Here is a 22673-nt window from a genome sequence, read left to right on the forward strand (position 1 = left end):
AACCCTCGGGTCGGCTACGTGACGGGCGAGGCGACCGGACAGCGGGCCGAAGGCGTCCTTCAGCCCCGGAAGCACCGGAGGCCCAAGCCCAGGAAAGTGAGCATCCGATGACCCTCGAAACGATCTGGTTCTGCGTCATCGCCCTGTTCTGGCTCGGCTACCTCTTCCTCGAAGGCTTCGACTTCGGCGTCGGCATGCTCATGCCGGTCCTCGCGAAGGACAACACCGAGCGCCGCGTCATGGTCAACACGATCGGCCCGGTCTGGGACGGCAACGAGGTCTGGCTGATCGTCGCCGGCGGCGCGATGTTCGCCGCGTTCCCCGGCTGGTACGCGTCGCTCTTCTCGGCCGCGTACCTCCCGCTCCTGGTGGTCCTGCTCGCCCTCATCGGCCGCGGCGTCGCGTTCGAATACCGCGGCAAGGTCGACTCCGATCGCTGGCGCCGCAACTGGGACCGGGTCATCGGCATCGGTTCGTGGGTCCCGCCGTTCGGCGTCGGCCTGCTCCTCGCGACCACCGTCCTCGGCCTCCCGCTCGACGCCGACGGCAACCGCGTCGGCGGCCCGTTCGCCGCCCTCAGCCTCGAAACGCTGCTCGGCGCGATCGCGGTCGTCGGGTTCTCGCTGGTCCACGGCGCCGCCTTCCTCGCGCTCAAGACCGAAGGCGACCTCCGCCACCGGGCACGGAACCTGGCCACCCGCCTGCTCCCGGTCGCGCTCCTGCCGTTGCTCGCGTTCCTGATCGTCGTGCAGTTGCGCTCGGGTGACCTGTGGACGCTGTTCCTCATCGGTCTCGCCGTCGTCGCCGCGGTCGTCGCGTGGTTCAAGATCCGCATGGGCCGCGAAGGACAGGCGTTCGCCGCGCTCGGCGGGGTCATCGCGGCTTCCGCCGTCGCGATCTTCGTCGCCCTGTACCCGAACGTCCTGCCGTCCACATTGGACGCCGCGAACACGTTGACGATCGCGGGCGAGGCGTCGAGCCCGTACACGTTGACCGTGATGACCTGGGTCGCGCTGTTCGGCGCTCCCGCCGTCCTGATCTACCAAGGCTGGACGTACTGGGTGTTCCGCAAGCGCATCGGCACCCGGCACATCCCACCGGTGCACGCACCATGACCGAACTTCCCGGCCGCGACACCCTTTCCGCCACGGAGTCCACAATGGACCCAGCGCGACCGGGGAAGGGTCCGCTCGGCGCGCTGGCTCCACTTTCGAGTGCGGCGCGCCGGGCGTTGATCCTCAGCGGAATCCTGTCCTTCGTCAACGCGATCCTGCTGGTGGGGCAGGCTTTCCTGCTCGCCGACGTCCTCTCCGCGGTCGTCCGCGGAACACCGGGGGACCGCACCGCCCAGCTGGCCGTGCTGCTCGCGCTCGTCGCAGGGCGCGCGTTGACCGGCTGGGCGGTGCGGATCGTTTCCGTTCGCGCGGCCGCCCGCGCGAAGGAGGAGCTGCGCGCCAAAGCTCTCGACCACGCGTTGAAACTCGGTCCGGAATGGATCGCGCGCCGAGGTCACGGCGAGCTGACGTCGTTGACCACCAAGGGACTCGACGCGCTCGACGCCTACTTCACCCAGTACCTCCCGGCGCTGGTGACCGCCGCGATCGTGCCGCTCGCCGCGGGCGTCGCGATCCTGTTCGCCGACTGGCCGTCGGCCGTGCTCGTCGTGATCACCGTGCCGCTGGTGCCGCTGTTCGCGATCCTGATCGGCAAGCACACCGCCGAGCGCGTCGCCGAAGCCGCCGACGCCGAGCAACGCCTGTCGGGGCACTTGCTCGAACTCGTCCGCGCCCTGCCGATCCTCAGCGCTTTCCGCCGCGCCGGGGCGCAGGCCGAGACGGTCCGGAAGATCTCCGAACGTCATCGCCGCACGACACTCAAGACGTTGAAGGTCGCGTTCGCGTCGGCGTTCGCGCTGGAACTGATCGCGACGCTTTCGGTCGCGCTGGTCGCGGTCGTCATCGGTGTCCGCCTGGTCTCCGGCGATCTGCCACTGGCCATCGGGCTCGGCGTGCTGATCCTCGTGCCCGAGTGCTATCAGCCGCTGCGCGCGGTCGGTGCCGCGTTCCACGCCAGCGAAGACGGCGTCGAGGCCGTCCGCCGCGTCGCGGACGTGCTCGCGGAACCCTTGCCGCCCCACGGTTCCGGGTCACCCGCCAAGGGCGAGATCGACGTCCGCGGACTGCGCGTCGTCAGGCGCGGCGGATTCGCGCCCGACGGGGAGACGTTCAGCGTCCGGCCCGGCGAGATCACCTGGCTGCGCGCGCCCAGCGGCGGTGGCAAATCGACGACGCTCGCCACGCTGCTCGGTTTCGTGCAAGCGCACGACGGGACGATCACCGTCGGCGGCACCGACCTCGCCGACGCCGACGTGGAGCGGTGGCGCGAGAACGTCGCCTGGGTGCCGCAGTCGCCGGTGTTCGGCGGGGGCACGGTCCGCGAGGAGGCCGGCGGCGAAGACTTCCTCGCCGAACTCGACCTCGCCGGGCTCGCCGAGCGGTCGGTTTCCAAGCTGTCACAGGGGCAACGGCAGCGTGTCGCGGTGGCGCGGGCGCTGACGCGGGCCCGGTCGGGCGCGTGGCTGCTCCTGCTCGACGAACCCACCGCCCACCTCGACGAGGCCAACGCCGCACTCGTCATGACCGCGGTCCGCAAAGCCGTCGACGAGGGGGCCGCCGCGATCATCGCCGCGCACGAGCGCACGTCCGGTGTCGACATATCGACCAACGCGATCCCCGAAGCCGGAGTCGTGGAAGAAGCGCGGGTAGTCAAACCGCTGCCCTGGCGCGACCTGCTGCACCCCAGGTTCTTCGGTGGGGCGTTGCTCGGCGCCGCCGCGTTGCTCGCCGGGGTCGCGCTGACCGCGCTTTCGGGCTGGCTGATCGCCAAAGCGTCGCAACAGCCGCCGATCCTGACGCTGACGGTGCTGATCGTCGGCGTGCGGACGTTCGGCCTCGCCCGCGCGGGGCTCCGCTACCTCGAACGGCTGGTCACGCACGACGCCGCGTTCCGGATCGCCGGAAGCCTGCGCGTCCGGCTGTGGGAGTCGCTGGTGCGGCTCGGCCCGGCACGCGCTCTTCGGGCCGGTGAGGAGCAGCGACGGCTCGTCGGCGACACCGACACCGTGCGCGACCTGCTCCCGCGCGTGATCACGCCGCTGATCGTGGTCGCGCTGGTGGCCGTCGGCGCCGTCGCGGTCCAGGTCACCGTGCTGCCCGAAGCCGGGCTCGCGCTGGCCGCGGCGGTGCTGGTCAGCGCGTTCGCGCCGCTGCTCGCGCTCCGGGCGGAACGCCGCGCGACCAGTGCGCTGGCCGCCGGACGGCGTTCGGTTTCGGCGCAGGTGCTGAGCCTGTTCGAAGCCGCCGCCGAACTGATCGCGTACGGGGTCGACAAAGAGCGACGTCGCCGAATCGCCACGACCGACGCGGCGCTGACCGCCGAAGCCCGGCGACAGGCCTTCGGCGCCGGAGCGGCCGACGCCCTGATCATCCTGGCGACAGGGGGCGCCACCGTCGTGAGCACCGGGTTCGCCGTGAGCGCCGTCGCCGCCGGCGCGCTGAACCCGGTCCTCGCGCCCGTGGTCGCCTTGGTGCCGCTCGCGCTGGCGGAGGTCCTCTCCCTTCTTCCGCCCGCCGCGCAGCACTGGGACACCCTGCGCCAGGCCCGTCTGCGCCTCGCCGCGTGCGATGAACGGGCCTTTCCCTGCGAGGAAAGCGTCGTTCCTGGCACCGGCGGGGTGCGGATCCGCAACGCCGACCTCGGCTGGCCCGGCACGGAGCGCCCGGTCCTCACCGGGGTCGACCTGGACATCGCGCCCGGCACGCACGTCGCCGTCGTCGGCCCGAGCGGCGCCGGGAAATCGACGCTCGTCGCGGCCCTGCTCGGTTTCCTCAAGCCGAGCAAGGGCGACGTCGCCGTTCCCGACAACGTCGCCTGGGCGCCGCAGGAACCGATGCTCGTCTCGACCACGGTCGCCGAGAACCTGCGCCTTGCCCAGCCGACGGCGTCCGAGGCCGACCTGCGGAAAGCCTTGTACCAGGCGGTTCTCGAGGACGTCGAGCTCACGACGATGCTCGACAGCGCCGGCGCCGGGCTTTCGGGCGGGCAGGCGCAGCGGGTCGCGCTGGCGCGGGCCGTGCTCGGTGCCGCGCGGGCCGATCTGGTGCTGCTCGACGAGCCCACCGCCCACCTCGACGAGCCCACCGCGCGCACCGTCCGCGAACGGCTCGGCGAGGCGCTCGCCGGAAAGACCGTCGTCCACGTCACGCACAACGCCGCCGAAGCAGACGGCGCGGACGTGATCCTGGAGGTGCGGGAGGGCCGCGTCACAGCGCGCGCGATGGCCGGAGCCGACTAATGTCGACAGCGCTCATGGATCCCACGCTTGCCGCGCGCGCACTGTCCGCCGCCACCGAGATCACCGGCACCGCCCTGTCGGGTGAAGACCCGGGCGACGTGCTGGAGACCGTGGTCGCCCGCGCCGTCGAACTGGCCGAGGCAGACCTCGGTCTCGTCATGGTGCGCGCCGACGACGGCCAGGTGGTCGCCGAGGCCGCGCACGGGGACACCACCCAGGGCCTCCGGGGGCTGGCCTTTTCCGCCGATTCCGCCGCCGGCCAGGTCGCCAGGGGCGGGAAACCGGTGGTCAGCGAGGATTTCACCGTCGATCCCCGCACGGCGCCGTTCGTACCGCCGGAGCTTCAGGGCTTCGGGCCGTTCGCCGCGTCGGCGTTCGGCGCGGGCGGGCGCGTCCTCGGCGCGCTCACCGTGTACCGCCGCCACGGCGGGGAACCGTTCTCCGCCAGCACGGTCGAGGTGCTCACGGCGTTCGCCGCGCAGGCGGGTGTGGTGCTGGCGCTGGCGGAAGGCGCCAACGCCCGGCATCGCGTCACCCTCTACCAAGAGCGGGAACGCATCGCGCGCGAGCTGCACGACGTCATCGTGCAGCGCCTCTACGGCGCCGGGATGCAGCTCGACCGCGTCCGCAAGAACATGCGGAAACGGTTCGCGCAGGCCGACGGCGCGCGGCTGTCCGAGGCGATCGACCAGCTCGACCAGACCATCGAAGAGATCCGCGGTACCGTGCGCGCCCTGCGCAGCCCGGAACCCGCGAACCAGACGGCCACCGCCACCGACCTCGCCGAGTCCGCACGGGGCGAGGTGCGCATCGCGGGAGAGCTTCTCGGCTACCCGCCGACCCTCGAACTTTCGGGGGAACTGGCCGACATCCCCGCCGAGCAGGCGGATCACATCCGCGCCGCCCTGCGCGAAGCACTGTCCAATGTGGTCAGACACTCCGGGGCGAGCGAGACCCGCGTGACGCTCAGCCGTGACGCGGAAGGCGTCAAGCTCCGCGTGCGGGACAACGGATCCGGTGTTCCGCAGGGAGTGGCCAAACGCGGCCTCCGTCATCTCGCCGAACGCGCGACGACGTCCGGTGGGCGCTTTTCGATCAATTCTTCCCCGAGTCTCGGGACTTTGGTCGCTTTCGACGTTCCGCTCGATCAAAACGTGTGAAATTAACGGTAACAGCTGGAGCCGGTGCGCGACTTCAAGAGCATCGAACGCGCTCGGAGCGCGAATTCCCAGTGAAAGGACTTCCCATGTCCTCGGTTCGTCGCGCCCTCGGCACGGCCGTCATCCTCGCCGGATTCTCCTTGTTCGGTCCCGCTTCCGTGGCGTTCGCGCTGGCGGAGGCGCCCGCGATCGCCGATCTCGACTGTGGTGACTTCCAGTACCAGGAAGACGCTCAGGCCGAACTCGCGAAAGATCGATCCGATCCGCATCGCCTGGATGACGACAACGACGGAATCGCCTGCGAAACACTTCCCAAGCGCGGAACGGTGCCGACGAAAACGACCACGCCCACCCCGCCGCCGAGCACCACGAAAACTACGGCGCCGCGATCCACCGACAAGGATTGCGCCGATTTCCCGTCGCAGGCCGCCGCGCAGGCCGAGCTCAAGAAGAACCCGCGAGACCCGCACAAACTCGACGCTGACCACGACGGCTACGCCTGCGAATCCCGGTTCGGCGAACCGGCGAAATCGGGCCAGGTCAAGGTCAAACCCGTCGGCGGCGTCGCGACCGGCGGCGGCGAGGCCAACGGTGGTCCTATGGAGGTCGCCGCGGTCGCGCTGACCGGCGCCGCACTGCTGACCGCGACGGCGGCGGGCGCGTCCCTGGTGCTCCGGCGGCGTGCCGAACGATGACCGGGGCGTTCTGGCGCCGGTGGCCGTTTCCGCTGGTCATCGGCGCCCTCATCGGGGTGGTGTGCGCGGTCGCGCTGACCGCGTGCGCCGTTCCGCCGCCGGGCAAGGTCGCTTCGCCGGCGCCGCCCACCACCATCTCCACGGCGGCGCCTTCTCCTACGACGGTCTCTCCGCTCGCGCCCGCCCGGCCCGCCAAGCTCGAAATCCCGGCGATCGGGGTCCGCACCGGCGAGATCATCGACCTCGGCCTGGCCGGCGACGGCACCCTGGAGGTGCCGCACGACGCGATCACCACCGGCTGGTTCACCGGTGGCCCGGCGCCCGGCGAGATCGGGCCCGCGGTCCTCGCCGGGCACGTCGACTACAAGAAGGTCCCCGGTGTCTTCGTCCGGCTCAAGGAACTGAAGGCCGGCGACCAAGCCCTCGTCCACCGCGCGGACGGGATCACCGCGGTGTTCACCGTGTACGCCGTCGAACGGCATGCGAAGGCGTCCTTCCCCACGGAGAAGGTCTACGGCGACACGACCGGACCCGAACTGCGCCTGATCACCTGCGGCGGTGATTTCGACTCCTCGACCGGCAACTACCTCGACAACGTCATCGCCTACGCGAAACTGACGCGCGCTTAGATTCGGAGAATGCGCACCGTCTACGTCGTCACGCATCCGGAGGCCACCCACCACGTCGATCGCCTGGTGGGCGGATGGTTCGACTCCGAACTCACCCCCGCCGGTGAACGCGCGGCCGTCGCCGTCGCCGAATCGCTGCGGGCGAAGGTGCCGGACGAGGTGGAGCTCTACTCCTCGGATCTGCGCCGCACCGCGCGGACCGCGGAACTGATCGGCGAACGGCTCGGCGTGGTCCCGATCCTGGACCGGCGGCTGCGCGAGAAGTCGTACGGGGAAGCCGGTGGCAAACCGCAGGCGTGGCTCGACAGCAGGTTCGTCCCGCCGCCCGCGTCCGGCGAGCGGCTGGGGCACGACGAGGGAATCCCCGGCGCCGAAACCAAAGGCGCGATGGCGGCGAGGGTGTACGCGGCCATGGAGTCGATCCTGGAAAGCCGTTGCGAGCACCAGATCGTCGTCACGCACGGCGGTGCGCTCACCTTCGTGATCGCCGCGTGGATCCGGATGCCGCTCGAATCGGCCGGGTACGTCGACTTCCGCGGTTCACCCGGCAGTGTCACGGTGCTGCGAGAGGACGACTACTTCCACAACCGGCAGGTCGTGATCGGTCATCTCCCGACCGGCGAGGCCGATCGTTGATAGCCTCGGTACGAGCCGTGACGAGGGGAACACGCCGTGTGGGAAGCCGTTCTGGGTGAGGCCGTGAAAGCGCTGGCGGTCGGTGCCGCCGGCGGGGTGAAGGACCTGGTGGCCAAACGGCTCGCCCGTCGCCGCACCGCACAGGACGTCGAGGCGCTGCTCGCGGATCCCGGCAGCGCCGAGCGGGCGGTCCGGGAACTGGGCGAAACCGATCCCGAATTCGCCGAGCGATTGCAGGAGATCCTCGCGGGAGACGGTACCGGCGTCCGCGATGTGCCGGGCTCGCCCGCGCATTTCGTCGACCGGGACAGGGAACGACAGAGCGCTTCGGGGCCCGGGGTCCACGTCATCACCGGTCCGCGCGGGGCCGGGAAGAGCGCGCTCGTGTACCGGCTCGCGGACGACCTCCGCGACCGCTACCCCGATCAGGTTTACGTCGACCTCGCGGACTATCGCGACGGCACCGTGCTGCGCCGCTCGGAGGTGGCGACCAGGGTCCTGCGCGCGCTCGGGGTCGAGACGAATCTGGTGACCACGAACCCCGCCGAGCTGTGGGCCCAGTACCGGTCGGTCACCGCCCGGCGCCGGTTCCTCCTGGCACTGGACAACGCCGAGGTGGCCACGGACTTCCGCGAGCTGATCCCGTCGTCGCCGTCGAGTCTCGTGCTGGTGACCGCCATCCGCCAGGACGACGACCTGCTGGCGGGCAACGTCGCTCCGCCGATCGAACTGGACTCCCTCGAACGGGACTTCGCGCTCGAACTCCTCGGCAAGGCGTCGGATCCGGCGGCCGTCGAGGCGGAACGCGACGCCGCCGCCGAACTCGCCGCGCTGTGCGACCACATGCCGTTCGCCCTGGTGCAGGCCGGCGTCCGGATCCGCAAACGACTGCGGCGCGGCCCCGGCGCGGTCGCCTCGGTACTGGCCGATTTCCGGCGGACCGGGGTGCTCGGCGGTGTCGACGTCATCGCGATGGCGTTCGAGCAATCGTTCGCCGAGCTGTCCGCCGACGCCGCGGAGCTCTGCGAACTGCTGGCGTCCCATCCCGGGCCCGATTTCACGACGGCGTCGGCGACCGCGGTCTTCGGCAAGCCCGCCGGAGACGCGCTCGACGAACTCACCGACGCGGGGTTCCTGGCGCCGACCGGCACTCCCCGGCAGCGGCTGTTCAACCTGATCCGGGAGGGGGCGCGCCGGCGCGGGACCCGGGACGTCGCGATCGATCGGGCGTTGCTCTTCTTCCGCGACCAGGCCGTCGCCGCGGACCACCGCACCAGCCCGGACCGCCTGCGTTGCTACGAGCCGGTTTCCGTGCCCGCCCCGGATTTCGAGGGTAAGGCGCCGCTCGACTGGGTCGAGGACGCCCGGGAAACCTATGGCGCGCTGGCGTTCCAGGCCTACGAGCGGGAACGGGACGTCGAACTCGGACAAATCTGCGGCGCGCTGGAAGTGCTCATGCTCAACCGCGGGCACCATCGGCTTTTCGCCCACATCAACCACTTCGGTCTCCTCGCGGCGAGGCGGCATGGAGAACCGGCCCTGACCACGAGGATCCTCAGTCAGCAAGGCCGTACCTACTTCCTGCTGCACGATTTCGACCGCGCCCAGCCACTGCTGGAAGAGGCGCTCGAAACGGTCCGGACCCTGGACAACCCCGCACTGGAATCTTCCGTGCAGGAGTTCTGCGGCCGGTTCCACGAAGAGAAAGGGCTTCTCCCGGCCGCCGCGGACTTCCTCTGGCGAGCCGTGACACTGGACCGGGCGATGGCCGAAGCGGGCCGCCGGTCGCTCGGCATCCACACCCGCATGCTGGCGAACGTGCTGCTGAAGGCCGGCGCGTACGAGCACGTCTGGGCGTTGCTCGCCGAATCCGCACAGCAGTTCCCCGCGTCGGACAGCCGGAACCTCGGCCGGGTGTCGATGGTGCGTGCCAAATACCTCCGGACGGTCGGCCACCACGACGACGCCGAACGCGAACTGCTCGAAGCGTGGCGGCTGGTGTCCGGCGCGACGCAGTACACGGCCGAGTTCGAGGAGGAGTTCGGCAGGCTGTTCGCGGCGCGCGGCGACCACGGCCGGGCGCACACGCACTTCCAGCGTGCCTGGCAGACGTACTTCGACGCGGGGCATCCGCGAGAGGCCGAGTTCCGTTCGGTCCTGGCTAACACCGGGCGACGGTGACGGGCCGCCCGCCGACCGTGTGCGTCCCTTCGACGTCCGCGTGCGAGACGAGCAGAAGGTAGAGGTGACTCGCCAGGAGGGTCGGGTCGATTTCCGCCGACAGCAGGAAATCGCCGCGGTCCCGGACCCGAGCGAGACAGCCACCGGGGGCGGGAGCGGCGACGAGCTGGGCGAGCGGCCAGTGGGTGAGCAGTTCGTCGAACCGGCCCGGATCCTCGGCGAACACGACGGCCGCACCGTCCAGTTCGCGCAGGGTCGCTTGATCCGCGTGGGCGAGAACATGCCGGTGGCGCAGGCTTTCCGGCCGGGTGGCGGCGGGAAACCGGACCAGTTTCCCGGTTTCGTCCCATCCGGCGGCGAGCGCGGCCACCGGATGGGTCACCGGCGCCGGATCCGGCACGGGCGGGAAGGTGGGCCGGGGATCCGGCCGCTTCAGGTCCAGAAGGTCGTAGAGCACATCGCCCAGCCGCGGACCGCTAGCGGCGTCCTCGACGGCCTGGTCGACGATCGGCCGGTAGCGCTCCGGAACATGGTTCTCGATGGCCGCGTCGATCTGCTCGCGAAGCCCCTCGCTCGTCACTTCGGCCGCGAGCCGGGTCAGTAGCGCGAGCGGCGAGTCGTCCACCGTCGTGGTGGCGGCGGACGCGGTGAGAAGCACCGGTTTGCCCGCCGCGGCGGCGTACAGCGCGGCGGATCCCTGATCGGAGATCACGAGGTCTGCGGCCAGCAACGCGGCCTGCCAGCCGTGGTCCGGGGGAACGAGGGTGAGCCCCGCGGCGAGTTCCGGCCGTAGCCACGACTCCAGCTGCCACGGGCTGTGCGCCGCCCACACGCCGGGATGCAGGGTGAGGACGATCTGGTAGTCGTCGAGCGGCAGTTCGGTCAGCAGCCGGTGGGGCAGCTGCGGATGCGTGGCGTAGAGCGAATGCCTGCCCCAGGTCGACGCGATCGCGACGACCTTCCGGTTCCCGGCGCCGAGCGCCGCGCGATACGCCGCCACCCGGTGCCTGCTCGCCCTCATCCGGTCGTGACAGGGATCGCCGACGACGACCGCCCGGTCCAGCGCCTCCGGGCAGGCCGACTTCAGCTGTTCCCGTTGCACGGAATGCGAAAGCGCGATCGCCGCCGGGATCACCCGGTCGTGGTGCACGAGCCGGTCCGGATCCATCCCCGACGTGACCCGTCCGCCCGGGTAGTACTTCTGGTAACCGATTCCGTGCGGCACCAGCAGGATCGGCCCGTTCAGCTCGTGCAGGGCGTCGTTCTCGCTCGCCGCGAGGATGAGGTCGAAGGTGTTCTTCGCGGCCTGCTCCCACGGCGTGACGGCGACGCGCAGGGCGCGCAACGCGTCACTCACGCCGGCCGAAAGGATGCCCGGCCGCGCCTCGTCGAAGGTGAAGGTGGTCTGGATCCGGAGGTCGGCACTCGTCAGGGTCAGGATGTCCTGAAGCCGGTTCAACGTCGTCAAGGTCCGGACGACCACGAGGAGCTGGCGTTCGGGAGCGTTGGTCAACCAGGAACGGAACCCCGGCTCGACCGGAACCTTCGGCCAAAACGACGGGGGGGGGGTACGTTTTTCGCGCACTACCTGTCCCGGCGCGCGATCCACGCCGCGGCCTGCGTGCGGCGCTGCATGCCCAGCTTCGCGAGGACCGACGTCACGTAGTTCTTCACCGTCTTCTCGGCGAGGAACAGGCGTTCCGCGATCTCCCGGTTGGACATGCCCTGTCCGATCAGGTCCAGCACCTCACGCTCGCGTTCGGTGAGGGAACCGAGCTCGTCCTCGGGCGGATGCCGCAGCTTGTCGAGCACCCGGGCCGTCGACAGCGGGTCGAGCAGCGACCGGCCCGCCGCGACCTCGCGGACCGCGTTGACGACGTCCTGGCCGCGGACCTGTTTCAGCAGGTACCCGGCCGCGCCGGCCATGATCGCGCCGACCATGGCCTCCTCGTCGTCGAACGCGGTCAGCATCAGGCACTGCGGCGGGTTCGGCTTCGACCGCAGCTCGCGGCAGAGCGCGATGCCGTCGCCGTCGCCGAGCCGCACGTCGACCACCGCGACGTCCGGCTCGACGTGCATCGCCACGGCCAGGGCCTCGTCGACCCCGCTCGCTTCGGCGACCACCTCGATGTCGGGCTCGTCGGTGAGGAGGTCACGCAGACCGCGCCGCACCACCTCGTGGTCGTCGATGAGCAGCACCTGGATCGGCATACCCCCACGTTACTTCGTCGCGACGGCGACCACCCCGTCCACCAGCGCCGACGGCAGCCCGGCCCGCTCGCCCAGCCAGCGCGCCCACGTCGGCAGCAGCGCCTGCGCGGCGGGCCGGACGGGGTCGTCCGCCCAGTCGCCGATCAGCGCGGTGATATGACCGAGCCGGTCCGGCGACACCGCGAACCAGGTGGCCGGGACGACGCCCTCCATCCACTCGGCGGCCAGCTCTTCGACCACCAGATCGTCGGGCTCGTTGCCGAAGGTCTCGAGGTGCCAGGCGTTGAAGGGGACGGTCATCACCGTCGGGTCGATGTCCGAGTAATAGGAGCGGCTCGGCGGCAACCGCAGGCCGCGGTTCTTCAGCGCGGTATCGAGGGTCAGGTACCGCCGCTCGGCGCGGTACCAATTGTCCAGGACGGTGCGCGATTCGTCGCCGAGGATGTCCAGCGAGCGGTTGACGAGACCTTCCAGACGGCCCGGGTCCGTGACCGGCCTGGGCACCGCCGTCCCGCCGAAACGCTTCCGCCATGCTTCGGCCGCCTGGTCGAGCGAGTCGTGGACGCCGGCACCGACGAGGCGGGGAATCCACGACGTGTCGATTTCGAACTCGTACACCGTTGTGGCCGCGTCACCGGGGTAGGAGAACGTCGCGAACACGCCGAGGCGCGTTCCGTAGACATCCTGGAGTTCCCAGACGTCGCCGGTCGCCTTGATCTTCGCGGCCAGCTGGGGCCATTCGGGCAGGACTTCGGACCGCAATGCCTTCCGCAGCCTGCTCACGCTCGCGCGCACGAACGACTCGAAGCCCGGTGGGGAGATCGCGCTCATCCCCTGCAGCAGCAACCAAAGCTCCTGGCGCGGCTCCGCGTTCGCCGCCGCGAGCACGACGGCTTCGAAGAACAGATCGAAGTCCAGGCCGTCGTTCTCGCCTTGAATCGCCCGGTGCAGCTCGGCTCCGAGCAGCGAGGCCGTCGCCTCCTCGAGTTCGCGAGGGCTTTGCGCCTTCAGGAGAACGCCCGCCTCGTCGAGGACGTTCTCGATCGCCCCCGGCATCCAATCCGGCAGGGCCGCAGGCTCCATGGCCTGCGGCCTCTGCGCCCTTGCCGGCTTCTTGTTCTTCTTCGGCTTCCGGCCACGGGATACGGGCATACCCCCACGTTACTTCGCGGCGGCCCAGTAAATCGCCCTGGCCACCTGCGAGTACAAGCCCTTCGGGTGATCGCGGAACAGCGGTTCGGTGCCGAACAGCACCGCCCGTCCGCCGAGCCCCGAGGTCCCGGACACGACCGCGGCCTGTCCCGCCGCCTGCAGCGGCCCGCCGGTCCCGTCGTCCCGCGTCCGCCAATGCCCCGCGACCAGCGGATTCCCGCTCGCGTAGCGCTGCTCGACACTGACCGAGGAGCCCAGATCGGTGAACCAGAACGGCCCGTAGACGAATGAGTCCGGCAGCGCGCCGCCGCCCACCGGCCCGGTCCCGTTGACGACCGAAACGACACCGTTCCCGTCTTCCCAGCCCGCCACCGGACGTGCTTCGAGAAGTCCCACGTCCGTGTTGAACCGCGCGCCCGTGGCACCTCGGGTGACCACGCCGCCGCGGGCGAGGAAGGCGCGCAAAGCGTCCTTCGCGGCCGGGTTGAGATCGGTGTACCGCAGTCCCGATGAGACGAACAGCAGGTCCACCCGGGACCAGTCGAAGCCGGCGTTGAGCACGGCCGCCGACACCGGCCGCACGTCGAAGCCCATGTCCCGCAGGGCCTTCAGCTCGTCCGGACCGACGGCGGCCGCGATGGTCTTGCGCGTCAACGGCGTCGCCGGCCCGCTTGCTTCGGTGAACCGGACGCCGTAGCGGTCCGCCACCTCCGCGGCGGCCTGACGGGCCGACGCGGGGACGACGACCGTGCCGTCGTCGGTGCGGCCGAGGGCGAGGCCGCGGTTCAGCAGGTCGTTGGCGGCGCTGACGTCCTTGCCGTCGACGAGCTTCAGCGCGAGGTCCCGGCCGGGCGCGGCGTCGACGCCACCGGTCGGAGACGCGGCGACGACGTCGTGCGCCCGGATGTCGAGGCGGCCCTGCTTGACGATGTCGACCGACGCGCCCCACAGCAGGCGGTGGCTCCAGCCGGAGATGTCGTACATGACCGGCACCTTCGCCGAGATGTCGCTACCCTGCTCCAGCATCACGTTCGCCAGCCCGCGTTTCGGCTGGTGCATGTCGACCACGTACGAACCGGCCGGATAGCGGCGTCCGGCCAGCGAGAACGCGCGATCCGCCTGCCGCACGCGGACGTCGTTGGCCACCAGGTGGTCGACGAGACGCGAAGCGGCGACGGCGGAACGCTGGTCCGCGCCGGCGGGGATGACGTACGCGCGCGGGAACTCGGTGCGGTAGCGGTCTTCCGGCCCGAAACCGGGCACGAACCCGTCGGGGATCTCGCGTTGCGCCTCACCGGCCGTGCCGCGGCGGAACATCTCGATCTGGTTCGCGATGAGCTCGCCGCGGTTGCGGTCGACGTAGTTCAGCGTGCTGCCGATGGTGGCCTCGACGACCTCGGTGTTGATCACCGCGCGCCGCTGGAGTTCGGCCACCGGCTGCGTCTCGTAGTCCGCGTTGTTGACCCGCATCGGGATCTCGATCGTGAAGGACACCGCGCCGTGGTACATCGCGTACTGGGCGGTGTAGATCGGCGCCCAGCCGTCCCAGCTGCCGGGTTCGTAGTCGCGGAACGGGATCTCCGGCTTCGCCGTCTCCGGCCGACCGAGCGCCTGGACCGCCTTCTCCATGCCGAGCCCGTTGGCGTACCCGTGCTTGATGTAGAGGTCGAAGTCGTAGTTCTGGCCGTGCGGCGGCGTGGTCGGCTCGATGAGCGTGTTCGCGACGTACCCGTGTTCGTCCAGCATCATCAGCGGCTGCTTGCCGATGGCGATCCCGCGCATGGCCCGCACCTCCGGTTGCGACGCGGTGACGAAGTCGCGGTTGGGGTCGAAACCCTGCGACGTCTGCCGCGTGCCGGCGACGCGACCGTCCGGATTGGCCGTGACGTTGAAGTAGAACCGGTTCCGCTTCAGGAGTTCGGCGGTCTTGCGGTCGTTCGACGTCGCCAGCTTCTCGATGACGCGGAGCGCGCCGTCGGTGCCTTCCCATTCGTTGCCGTGGATGTTGTTGTTGATCCACACCGGCGCCTTGTAGCCGTGGCGCAGGAACGGATCGCGCGCGGCGCGGGCCGGGTCGTTCTCGATCAGCGACCGCCAAGCGTCCTGCCGCCGCGTCTCGGACGGGCTCTCCGGCGCGGTGATCGTCACCAGGTAGAGGTCCCGGCCGAGGCCGGACTGCCCGGCGATCTCGACCGAGATCCGGTCACTGCGCGCCTGCAACGCGTTCAGCTTCGGCGCGATCGCGTGATACGGAGCGAGCCCTAGCTTGATCGACTTGTCGGTCGTGTTCTCCGGGTACACGCGCAGCTTGGTCTTGCGCGGGTAACCGGAATGGTCGCCCGCGACGTTCTCGCCCGCCGCGGCCCGCGCGACGCTCATCGGCTGATCGGTCGCGGCGATCTCGTTGCGTTCCGGCCCGTTGCCGGGGTCCCGGTGCGTCGTCGGTGGCGGCGCCGCATAGGCCGGCGCGGCGACCGCGCTCAGTGACAGCACGAGGGCGAGGAACACGGTGCGAGCCGAACGCGACAAGGGCCACCTCCAGGGACGTCGGCACAGTGTTTCCGCCGAACGTACGCCCCACAAGACCCGAAAGGCGGCTAACCGGGCGCCGGGAAGCGGATTTCGTTCCGGTCGATCTTGGCGTTGGCCGCCTCGATCAGGTCCACGCCGAGACTGTTCGCGAGCTGGAGAAGGTACAGCGTGACGTCGGCGATCTCGTCGACCACGTTGTGTGCCAGCTCAGGGTCGGCGCGCCACTCCGCGGACTCCTCCGGCGTCAGCCACTGGAACAGCGAAGTCAGCTCTCCGACTTCGCCGGACAGCGCCATGACCAGGTTCTTCGGTGTGTGGAACGGTTCCCAGTCCCGTGCGGCGGCGAAGTCGCGGAGGCGCTGGTTGAGGTCGTCGAGTGTCACGTGCCGTGCCTACCAGATCGTCACGGTGCGCTAACGGCCGTATGGCGGACGGACGTTGACGTGCAATTTGCAAATTGCATAACGTCGCTCGGCGTCGGGAGACAGATCCGGAAGGAAAGCCTTGACGTACCAGCGAAGCCTTCGCTCTCGCGTGCTCTCCATCGCGTTCGTGCCGAGCGCGGCCTTGGTGCTCGTCGCGTTGTTCATCGGCGGATTCCTCGTGCAGCAGGCCATCGAGGACCGCGACGACGCGGAGAACGGGGCGGTCACGCTCGCCGAGGCGAGCCGCGGGATCGCATCGCTGCAGCGGGAGCGGGCAGCCGCGTTGAAGGCGCCTGGCAGTCGCTCCGCCACCTACACCGCGTACGCCGATCGCATCGACACCTCGCTTTCCTCCCTGCGCGAGATCGCGCGGGCGGCCCCCGACGCCGAGGTCGGCTACCAGCAGACGATCGCCGTCGAACTGCTCACCGCCGTCGAAGGCATGGACCGCAGCGATTCCCTCGCGGTCGCCGGGATCGACGACGCGGGGCGGCACGACTACGCCGCCGCCGTGGGCGCCTACCGGTCCAGGCTCGACGCGATCGCCGGAAAGCTGACGGAAAGTAGCCGCCGGACCTATCGGGAGCTCGTCGGGAGCGAGGACTGGGGCCGGTTCGCCGCGGTCGAAACCGCGTTGAGCGCGGCCACACCGCCGCCCGTCGGCCAGGAGTCCTGGCGCGTCGCGGCCGGCGTCGTCGGCCGGACCCTCGGTGACCTCTCCGCGCGCCAGATCGAGTACTCGGCGCAGCTCGCGGTCGACAGTGGGCGCCGGGTGCTGAGCGGAGCCCTCGCCGCCGCCGCGGCGATTTCGCTGCTCGCGGGGGTGGTGATGGCGATCGTCATGCAGCTCGCCCGTCGGCTGCCGACCCCGATCCCGACCTGGTCACACCTGGTGAGCGATTACGCCGAAAAGAGCACGCTGTTGGCCCACACGAGTCGGCGAAGCGGTCGGGCAGACTTGTCCGGGTGAGTTCCCCGACGGATCTGCGCCCCTACCTGCGTACCTTGGACGCGGAAACGCTGGCGGACCTGCTGCACGCCCAGGCCGAGCGTGACCCTGTGTTACGGCAGGCACTGGAGAGCCGCTTCGCCACCCAGGGGAGTGACGTCGCCGAGGCGCACCGTCTCCTCGACACCGCCGTGCTGGCGGGCAACGTCGAGTACGCCGCGAAGGTCGGTTCGGTCCTCGACACGCTTCAGCGGCTTCTCGACGCCGGCAGCCGGGCCGACCTCGCCCCGCTAGCCCGCCGGACCGTGGACGACATCAGCGAAATGCTGGAGCAGATCGACGACGCCTCGGGCGAGGTCGCGGACCGGCTGGACCGGGCGGTCGAGCTGTACGCGCGGGCCTGCGTGGCGCATCCGCCGGACCCCGAAAGCCTGGCCGCCTGGATCCTCGAAGTGGAGTTCGACGGCCCCGGCTGGCCGGTCATCGAGTTGGCCGACTTCGCCTCCGCCTTGGGAGACAAGGGAATCGCGCGGATCAAGTCCACAGTGGACAGCGTGCTGGCCGAGTATCCGTCCGGTGCGAAACGCGAGACCGCCGAGCGGCTGCGCGAGGAGCTGGCGGAGGTGTCCGGCGACGTCGACGCGCTCGTCGCGATCCTCGCCGCCAAGCCGCCGCGGGTGGACGTCAGCCTCAAGATCGTGCGCGTGCTGCGCGCGGCGGGGCGGCACAGCGAGGCCATCGCGCACGCGGCGCGGGCGCTGACGCACGACAAGAAGGAAGAAGCGCCTTCGACGGAGAAAGATCCTTTGTCGCGCAAGGATTTCGATGAGCACCCCACGGCCGCGACCTACCTCGCGCTGCGCGAGGAGTCACTGGAAACCGGGTGCTGGGTCGCGCAGCGGAAGACCGCGCTCGCCCGATTGCGTGAACTCGCCGCCGGGAGCACGGACGCCGCCGACGAACTCGTCCGCGCGTTGCTCGGCGAGGACCGCGCCGACGAGGCATGGCGTGCCGCGGTGCGATTCGAGGCCTCTTTGCCGGTGCGGGTCGAACTCGCCGATTCCCGTTCCGTCGCCCATCCCGCCGAAACCATTCCCGTATACCGGGACCATGTCGAAGAATTGATCACGCGGAAGGATCCGAACGCCTACCGCGAGGCGGCCCGGCAACTGCGCAAACTGCGCACGGCGCACAAAAAGGCCGGTACGGCTGAAGAATTCAGCTCGTACCTCGGCACATTGGTGGAAATACACAAACGCAAGACGCGGCTGATCGCCGAGGTCAAAGCGGCGAGAATCGCGATTCCCAAACCGGTCAGGGCGTAACCGCGCCCGCCGCCTCTCGTTATTCGAAGCGAACCGAGGAAAACCGGCGAAGAGGGTGAAGTCGCGGTGGTCGGTGAACCGGTGTCCCCCCGCGTCCTCCCCGCGACCGGACCCCGTGTTCCGCGCCCAGGGCCACCGCGACGAGCCCGGCCGGGTCCGCGTGAAAACATGTCGCCATGAGTCCGGTCAGCCGTGCCCGCAAGAAGGCAGCCCAGCCCTCCACTCCGAGTGTGACGGGTCTCTTCAAGGACGTCCTCCGGGACTTCTCGACCCTCGGTGCCGAGCCCGAGGTGCTCGACGTCGAGCTGCTGACCTCCGAAGTGCTCGGCCAGTGGTGGGAGATCGAGCTCGAGGAGGACGAAACGCCGCTGGGCCTGGAGCTCATCGCGTTCGCCGAGCGGAAGATCACTCCGGCCGCGGCCGCCCTCCTCGCCGGGCTGCGGGTCTTCGCCGAGACCGAGGAGGAGCGCGAGGCGGCCGCTTCGGCGCTGAACACCGTGCTGGGCCGTGGCATCCCGGAACCGGAATGGGCGGCGGACCTGGCCGCGGTGACCGTCGGGGAGTGCTGGCGGACCGGTGACGTCTTCGGCGACGAGTCCTCCCTTCTGTGCGTCTTCACCCGCGGCGGAGCCGAACACGGCTTGCTCGCGCTGGTCGACTTCACCGAGGGCGGCCGGATCCGCGACGTCGTCGTGGTCGACAAGCCGCAGGACGTGCTGGCCGAGATGCGGCAGCAGGCCGCCGACGACCCGGAGCTGGTCACGCTGGAGCGGGTGCTGCCCGAGCGCGCCCACCAGCTGCTCGCCGACGGGCTGGCCGCGACGGACGTCGTCGAGGAGCCCGACGTCAGTGAGGACTACGCACGGTTCCACGCGCTCGCGCTGGCCTGGATCCGGGCGCTTCCCGCTCCCGAGCCGTCGCCCGAGATCACCGAATGGCCCGAGCAGGTCCGCGAAGAGGTCGTGGCCGACTTCATCGGCTCCGGGCTCGTGGAGGACACGGAGGCGACGCGGTTCTACGCGCGCTTACTCGTCGACTACGGCTGTGAGACCGAGCCGGGAAGCCCGCTGCGGGTCGGCCCCGAGAAGCTCGCCCGGTTCCTCGAATCGCTGCTGGACGGGGAATTCGAGATCGACGAGGCCTACGAGGACGCGCTGGAGCCGGCCCTGCTCGGCTGGGTCACCTGGGCCGCCGACCGCGCCGGGCTCCCCGAGGCCGCGCGTGTCGCGCTGCTGGAGAGCGCGACCGAGTTCCTGGAGGAATTCGCGCAGGACGAGGACTCCGCGCTCGACGTCTACTTCGACGGCTCCGAGGGGATCGAGGACCCGGCGGAACTCGCGGAAGCCCTGGCGCGCCGGATGTTCGCCGTCCCGACGGTCTACGCGGAGATCGGGGACGAGGAGCTGGAGCTCGAACCCGCCGACCCCGAACAGCGCCGTCTCCTGGTGATCGGCGAGCACCCCGAGTACCACGAGGCGCTGGCCGAGGAGACCTTCGACGGCGAACCGCGGATGCGGCTCGCGCTCAAGACCACGATCGTCGACCAGCTCTGGGCCGACGAGCCCGCCGAGGTCTGGCAGGCCGTGCGGCGGCTGAGCGAGACCGGGCAGGAGCGCGAGGAGATCTTCGACCGCCTCATCGACGCGCTGTCCGCCCAGCTCACCGAATCGGGCGAGCACGAGATGGACTACGACGTCGACGACTACCGGAAGGCGCTCGACGAGCTCGCCTGAACCCCGTTTTCCCCGGTCACACCTCCCTCCCTTGCCAACCCACCTCATTCTGTCTAGTCTGTCTAGATGGAAGCAGCAACCTGGCAAGTACAGGACGCCAAGCAGCGGCTGAGCGAGCTGCTGCGCCGCGCCGCGTCCGATGGGCCGCAGTTCGTCACGAAACATGGGGAGGAGGTGGCCGTGGTGCTGGACATCGTGGATTACCGCAGGTTGACCGGAAGCGGTGAAGCCGTCGATTTCAAGCTCGTGCTCTCCGGAGAGCACCACCACCCGGAATACGGGGAGGCGCTGGCCGACGTGCTGGAGGAGATCGCCGCCGAACGCGCGGAAGACCTGCCGAGAGATGTCGTGGAGGTGAGCGGGTGAGCTTTCTGCTGGACACGAACATCGTGTCCGAGGCTCGGCGCCGCACGCAGAACCCGGGCTTCGCCCGGTGGTGGGGTGGAGTGTCGTCGAGCAGGCTCTATCTGAGCGCGCTGACGGTGGGGGAGATCGAGAGGGGGATAACGAAGCTCAGGAATCGAGGCGAGCGGGACAGGGAGCGCGCGGAAGCGCTGACCGAGTGGCTGTCCGGGCTCACCGCGCAGTTCTCGGAACGGATCCTTCCGGTGACCGCCGAGATCGCCGCCGAATGGGGAAGGCAGTACGCGCCGCGGAAAGTGCCGTCCATCGACGGGCTGATCGCCGCGACCGCCCGGGTCCACGACCTGACCCTGGTCACCAGGAACCTCGCCGACATGGCCGGGCTCGGTGCGCAGGTGCACGATCCGTTCGACTGAAGGAAGCTCCGAGAGGATCAAGACGTCCGGACGCCTTGATCGGCCGGAGTACAGCTTGCCGAAGTTCAGTCTGTCGAAGTTCGGTCCGCCGCGGCTCAGCCCAGCGGTGCCGCGGGAGTGCCCTTGCTCTCCGTGACTTGCGGCTTCTTCCGGCGGCGGTCTCCACGGGCGTCGTCGAAGTCGACGACGAAGGCGCCGGCGGCCATGGCCACCAGGAGTGCGAGTCCGAGAATCGAGCCGACCCAGGTCAGGATGATCGAGAACATCGTGAGCCTCCTCCCTGCTCAAGGTCTTTTTCGAGACCTCGTGAACCCCTGAGACAAGGGTCGCCTCGGGGGCCTGTAGCCGGTATCGGCCAACCGGTTACACGTACTGAGCGTGGATCGGCCGATCGGCCGAGGAATGCCACCGCCCGACAGCGGTGCGCGACCAGCGGACGCCACCGGCTCTCCGATGGTGCGAAGGCTGGTCTTTGTGAGGGAACGGCCGGAAGTCGCCCGGGTGATCGGGCTCCGGCGAAGTGATCTTGGAACTTGTCGTGAACGCTCGCCGTGAGTAGAGAATTCATGCTTGCCCGGTAACGCCGTGTCGCGGTCTCGTCGACGTGCCTCGCGAGTCACGCCCCCGATCACGCGAGTCACGCCTCCAATCACGCGAGTTACGCCCCGGAGCACGCGAGTTGCGCCTTCAATCACGCGTGTTGCGCCTCTGATCACGTGAGTTACGGCCCCGATCGCGCGTGTTGCGCCTCTGATCACGTGAGTTACGGCCCCGATCACGCGTGTTGCGCCTCTGATCACGCGAGTCACGGCCCCGATCACGCGAGGTCGGGCTTCGGCCACGTGAGTTCCGCCGCAGATCACGTGAGTTCCGCCCTAGATCACGTGAGTTGCGGCTCCGATCACGCGTGTTGCGCCCCCGCGCACGCGAGTCACGGCTCCGATCACCCGAGTTCCGCCTACGGCCTCAGAGCTTGCGCAGCCGGACCCGGTTGATCGCGTGGTCGGCGTCCTTGCGGAGGACGAGGGTCGCCCGGGGCCGCGTCGGCTTGATGTTCTCCATCAGGTTCGGCTCGTTGATCGTGCGCCACAGGTGGCGTGCCTCGGCGCGGGCCTCGTCGTCCGGGAGGCCGGCGAAGTGGTGGAAGTGCGACGCGGGGTCCGCGAAAGCGGTGTGCCGCAGCTTGAGGAAGCGCTCGATGTACCAGCGTTCGATGTCGGTCGTCGGCGCGTCCACGTAGATCGAGAAGTCGAACAGATCGGAGACGGTGAGCCGGGGGCCGGGCTGAAGGACGTTCAACCCTTCGAGGATCAGGATGTCCGGCCGCTGAACGACCTGTTCCTCGTCCGGAAGGATGTCGTAGGCGAGGTGCGAGTACACCGGAGCGCTGACCCGTTCCGCCCCGGACTTCACGTCGGTGACGAACCGCAGCAGCGCCCGCCGGTCGTAGCTCTCCGGGAAACCCTTGCGGTGCATGATCCCGCGCCGCACCAGTTCCGCACGCGGGTAGAGGAACCCGTCGGTGGTGACCAGGTCGACCCTGGGGTGATCCGGCCAGCGGGCGAGCAGGGTCCGCAGGATGCGCGCGGTGGTCGACTTGCCGACGGCGACGCTTCCGGCGATCCCGATGATGTACGGCACCTTGGTGCCCCGACTGTCTTCACCGAGAAAGGTGGTGGTGGCTTCGTACAACCGTTGCCGGGCGGCGACCTGGAGATTGATCAGCCGGGAGAGCGGCAGGTAGACCTCGGCGACCTCGGCAAGGTCGACCTGTTCGCCGAGACCGCGCAGCCGCAGCAGTTCCGCGGCGGTCAGCGGCAGAGGAGTCGACCTGCGCAACTCGCGCCACTGCTCACGGTGCAGCTCGACGTAGGGACTGAGCTCACGGACCCGCGGCATCGCACACTCCTCG

Annotated in this window: 19 protein-coding genes; 12 read left to right on the forward strand and 7 right to left on the reverse strand. The window is 69.8% G+C overall.

Annotation, left to right across the window (positions count from 1 at the left end; all coding sequences use genetic code 11):
• The first annotated feature begins 107 nt into the window (after positions 1–107).
• The 7 genes from cydB to H4W30_RS39795 all read left to right on the forward strand — a co-directional run bounded on the left by cydB (position 108) and on the right by H4W30_RS39795 (position 9655).
• Positions 108–1115, forward strand: a complete 1008-nt coding sequence (gene cydB, locus H4W30_RS39765; RefSeq protein ID WP_192747434.1) for a cytochrome d ubiquinol oxidase subunit II — start codon at positions 108–110, stop codon at positions 1113–1115.
• A complete protein-coding gene (gene cydD, locus H4W30_RS39770; protein WP_192747435.1) occupies positions 1112–4354 on the forward strand; it encodes a thiol reductant ABC exporter subunit CydD in 3243 nt (1080 codons plus the stop codon). The genes cydB and cydD overlap by 4 nt, the downstream gene beginning before the upstream one ends.
• Positions 4355–4368: 14 nt before the next feature.
• Entirely contained in the window at positions 4369–5514 is a 1146-nt protein-coding gene (locus H4W30_RS39775; RefSeq protein WP_192747995.1) for a GAF domain-containing sensor histidine kinase, read from the forward strand.
• An 86-nt stretch (positions 5515–5600) separates the two neighbouring features.
• Entirely contained in the window at positions 5601–6209 is a 609-nt protein-coding gene (locus H4W30_RS39780) for an excalibur calcium-binding domain-containing protein (RefSeq protein WP_192747436.1), read from the forward strand.
• Positions 6206–6838 (forward strand): class F sortase, encoded by a 633-nt coding sequence (locus H4W30_RS39785; protein ID WP_192747437.1) that lies wholly within the window; start codon positions 6206–6208, stop codon positions 6836–6838. The genes H4W30_RS39780 and H4W30_RS39785 overlap by 4 nt, the downstream gene beginning before the upstream one ends.
• Before the next feature lie 9 nt (positions 6839–6847).
• Positions 6848–7474: a histidine phosphatase family protein gene (locus tag H4W30_RS39790; RefSeq protein WP_192747438.1), complete on the forward strand. Its 627-nt coding sequence runs from the start codon at positions 6848–6850 to the stop codon at positions 7472–7474.
• A 63-nt stretch (positions 7475–7537) separates the two neighbouring features.
• Positions 7538–9655: an ATP-binding protein gene (locus H4W30_RS39795; RefSeq protein ID WP_192747439.1), complete on the forward strand. Its 2118-nt coding sequence runs from the start codon at positions 7538–7540 to the stop codon at positions 9653–9655.
• Here H4W30_RS39795 and H4W30_RS39800 read toward each other — a convergent pair.
• The 5 genes from H4W30_RS39800 to H4W30_RS39820 all read right to left on the reverse strand — a co-directional run bounded on the left by H4W30_RS39800 (position 9636) and on the right by H4W30_RS39820 (position 15933).
• Positions 9636–11168, reverse strand: a complete 1533-nt coding sequence (locus tag H4W30_RS39800) for a hypothetical protein (RefSeq protein WP_225950801.1) — start codon at positions 11166–11168, stop codon at positions 9636–9638. The two genes, H4W30_RS39795 and H4W30_RS39800, sit on opposite strands and share 20 nt — an antisense overlap.
• Positions 11169–11239: 71 nt before the next feature.
• Positions 11240–11866 (reverse strand): response regulator, encoded by a 627-nt coding sequence (locus H4W30_RS39805; RefSeq protein ID WP_016330621.1) that lies wholly within the window; start codon positions 11864–11866, stop codon positions 11240–11242.
• Positions 11867–11875: 9 nt separating this feature from the next.
• Positions 11876–13018 carry a hypothetical protein gene (locus tag H4W30_RS39810; protein WP_192747441.1) on the reverse strand — a complete coding sequence of 381 codons (1143 nt, stop codon included), beginning with the start codon at positions 13016–13018 and terminating at the stop codon, positions 11876–11878.
• Between the two features lie 9 nt (positions 13019–13027).
• Complete coding sequence (locus H4W30_RS39815; protein ID WP_192747442.1) at positions 13028–15547, reverse strand: M14 family zinc carboxypeptidase; 2520 nt, start codon at positions 15545–15547, stop codon at positions 13028–13030.
• Between the two features lie 68 nt (positions 15548–15615).
• Entirely contained in the window at positions 15616–15933 is a 318-nt protein-coding gene (locus H4W30_RS39820; RefSeq protein WP_034309662.1) for a nucleotide pyrophosphohydrolase, read from the reverse strand.
• Between the two features lie 121 nt (positions 15934–16054).
• Here H4W30_RS39820 and H4W30_RS39825 point away from each other — a divergent pair, with 121 nt between their 5' ends.
• The 5 genes from H4W30_RS39825 to H4W30_RS39845 all read left to right on the forward strand — a co-directional run bounded on the left by H4W30_RS39825 (position 16055) and on the right by H4W30_RS39845 (position 20761).
• Complete coding sequence (locus H4W30_RS39825; protein ID WP_225950802.1) at positions 16055–16945, forward strand: nitrate- and nitrite sensing domain-containing protein; 891 nt, start codon at positions 16055–16057, stop codon at positions 16943–16945.
• Positions 16942–18249 (forward strand): hypothetical protein, encoded by a 1308-nt coding sequence (locus H4W30_RS39830; protein ID WP_192747443.1) that lies wholly within the window; start codon positions 16942–16944, stop codon positions 18247–18249. The genes H4W30_RS39825 and H4W30_RS39830 overlap by 4 nt, the downstream gene beginning before the upstream one ends.
• Before the next feature lie 176 nt (positions 18250–18425).
• A complete protein-coding gene (locus tag H4W30_RS39835; protein ID WP_192747444.1) occupies positions 18426–19982 on the forward strand; it encodes a DUF1841 family protein in 1557 nt (518 codons plus the stop codon).
• Positions 19983–20048: 66 nt separating this feature from the next.
• On the forward strand, positions 20049–20348 hold the full coding sequence (locus tag H4W30_RS39840) for a type II toxin-antitoxin system Phd/YefM family antitoxin (protein ID WP_192747445.1): 300 nt from the start codon (positions 20049–20051) through the stop codon (positions 20346–20348).
• On the forward strand, positions 20345–20761 hold the full coding sequence (locus H4W30_RS39845) for a type II toxin-antitoxin system VapC family toxin (RefSeq protein WP_192747446.1): 417 nt from the start codon (positions 20345–20347) through the stop codon (positions 20759–20761). Before H4W30_RS39840 ends, H4W30_RS39845 begins: the two co-directional genes overlap by 4 nt.
• Positions 20762–20856: 95 nt before the next feature.
• Here H4W30_RS39845 and H4W30_RS39850 read toward each other — a convergent pair whose 3' ends face one another.
• On the reverse strand, positions 20857–21027 hold the full coding sequence (locus H4W30_RS39850; RefSeq protein ID WP_167551706.1) for a hypothetical protein: 171 nt from the start codon (positions 21025–21027) through the stop codon (positions 20857–20859).
• A gap of 700 nt (positions 21028–21727) precedes the next feature.
• The gene (gene coaA, locus H4W30_RS39855) at positions 21728–22660 is read right to left on the reverse strand and encodes a type I pantothenate kinase (protein ID WP_126732485.1); all 933 of its coding nucleotides are present in this window, start codon (positions 22658–22660) and stop codon (positions 21728–21730) included.
• Positions 22661–22673: the final 13 nt, after the last annotated feature.

The organism is Amycolatopsis roodepoortensis (assembly GCF_014873915.1).
GTDB lineage: Bacteria > Actinomycetota > Actinomycetes > Mycobacteriales > Pseudonocardiaceae > Amycolatopsis > Amycolatopsis roodepoortensis.

Coding starts and splice junctions, on each gene's coding strand:
- H4W30_RS39785 (WP_192747437.1), top strand. CDS start 6,206: ATGACCGGGGCGTTCTGGCGCCGGTGGCCGTTTCCGCTGGTCATCGGC.
- H4W30_RS39840 (WP_192747445.1), top strand. CDS start 20,049: ATGGAAGCAGCAACCTGGCAAGTACAGGACGCCAAGCAGCGGCTGAGC.
- cydB (WP_192747434.1), top strand. CDS start 108: ATGACCCTCGAAACGATCTGGTTCTGCGTCATCGCCCTGTTCTGGCTC.
- H4W30_RS39850 (WP_167551706.1), bottom strand. CDS start 21,027: ATGTTCTCGATCATCCTGACCTGGGTCGGCTCGATTCTCGGACTCGCA.
- cydD (WP_192747435.1), top strand. CDS start 1,112: ATGACCGAACTTCCCGGCCGCGACACCCTTTCCGCCACGGAGTCCACA.
- H4W30_RS39810 (WP_192747441.1), bottom strand. CDS start 13,018: ATGCCCGTATCCCGTGGCCGGAAGCCGAAGAAGAACAAGAAGCCGGCA.
- H4W30_RS39835 (WP_192747444.1), top strand. CDS start 18,426: ATGAGTCCGGTCAGCCGTGCCCGCAAGAAGGCAGCCCAGCCCTCCACT.
- H4W30_RS39805 (WP_016330621.1), bottom strand. CDS start 11,866: ATGCCGATCCAGGTGCTGCTCATCGACGACCACGAGGTGGTGCGGCGC.
- coaA (WP_126732485.1), bottom strand. CDS start 22,660: ATGCCGCGGGTCCGTGAGCTCAGTCCCTACGTCGAGCTGCACCGTGAG.
- H4W30_RS39780 (WP_192747436.1), top strand. CDS start 5,601: ATGTCCTCGGTTCGTCGCGCCCTCGGCACGGCCGTCATCCTCGCCGGA.
- H4W30_RS39775 (WP_192747995.1), top strand. CDS start 4,369: ATGGATCCCACGCTTGCCGCGCGCGCACTGTCCGCCGCCACCGAGATC.
- H4W30_RS39790 (WP_192747438.1), top strand. CDS start 6,848: ATGCGCACCGTCTACGTCGTCACGCATCCGGAGGCCACCCACCACGTC.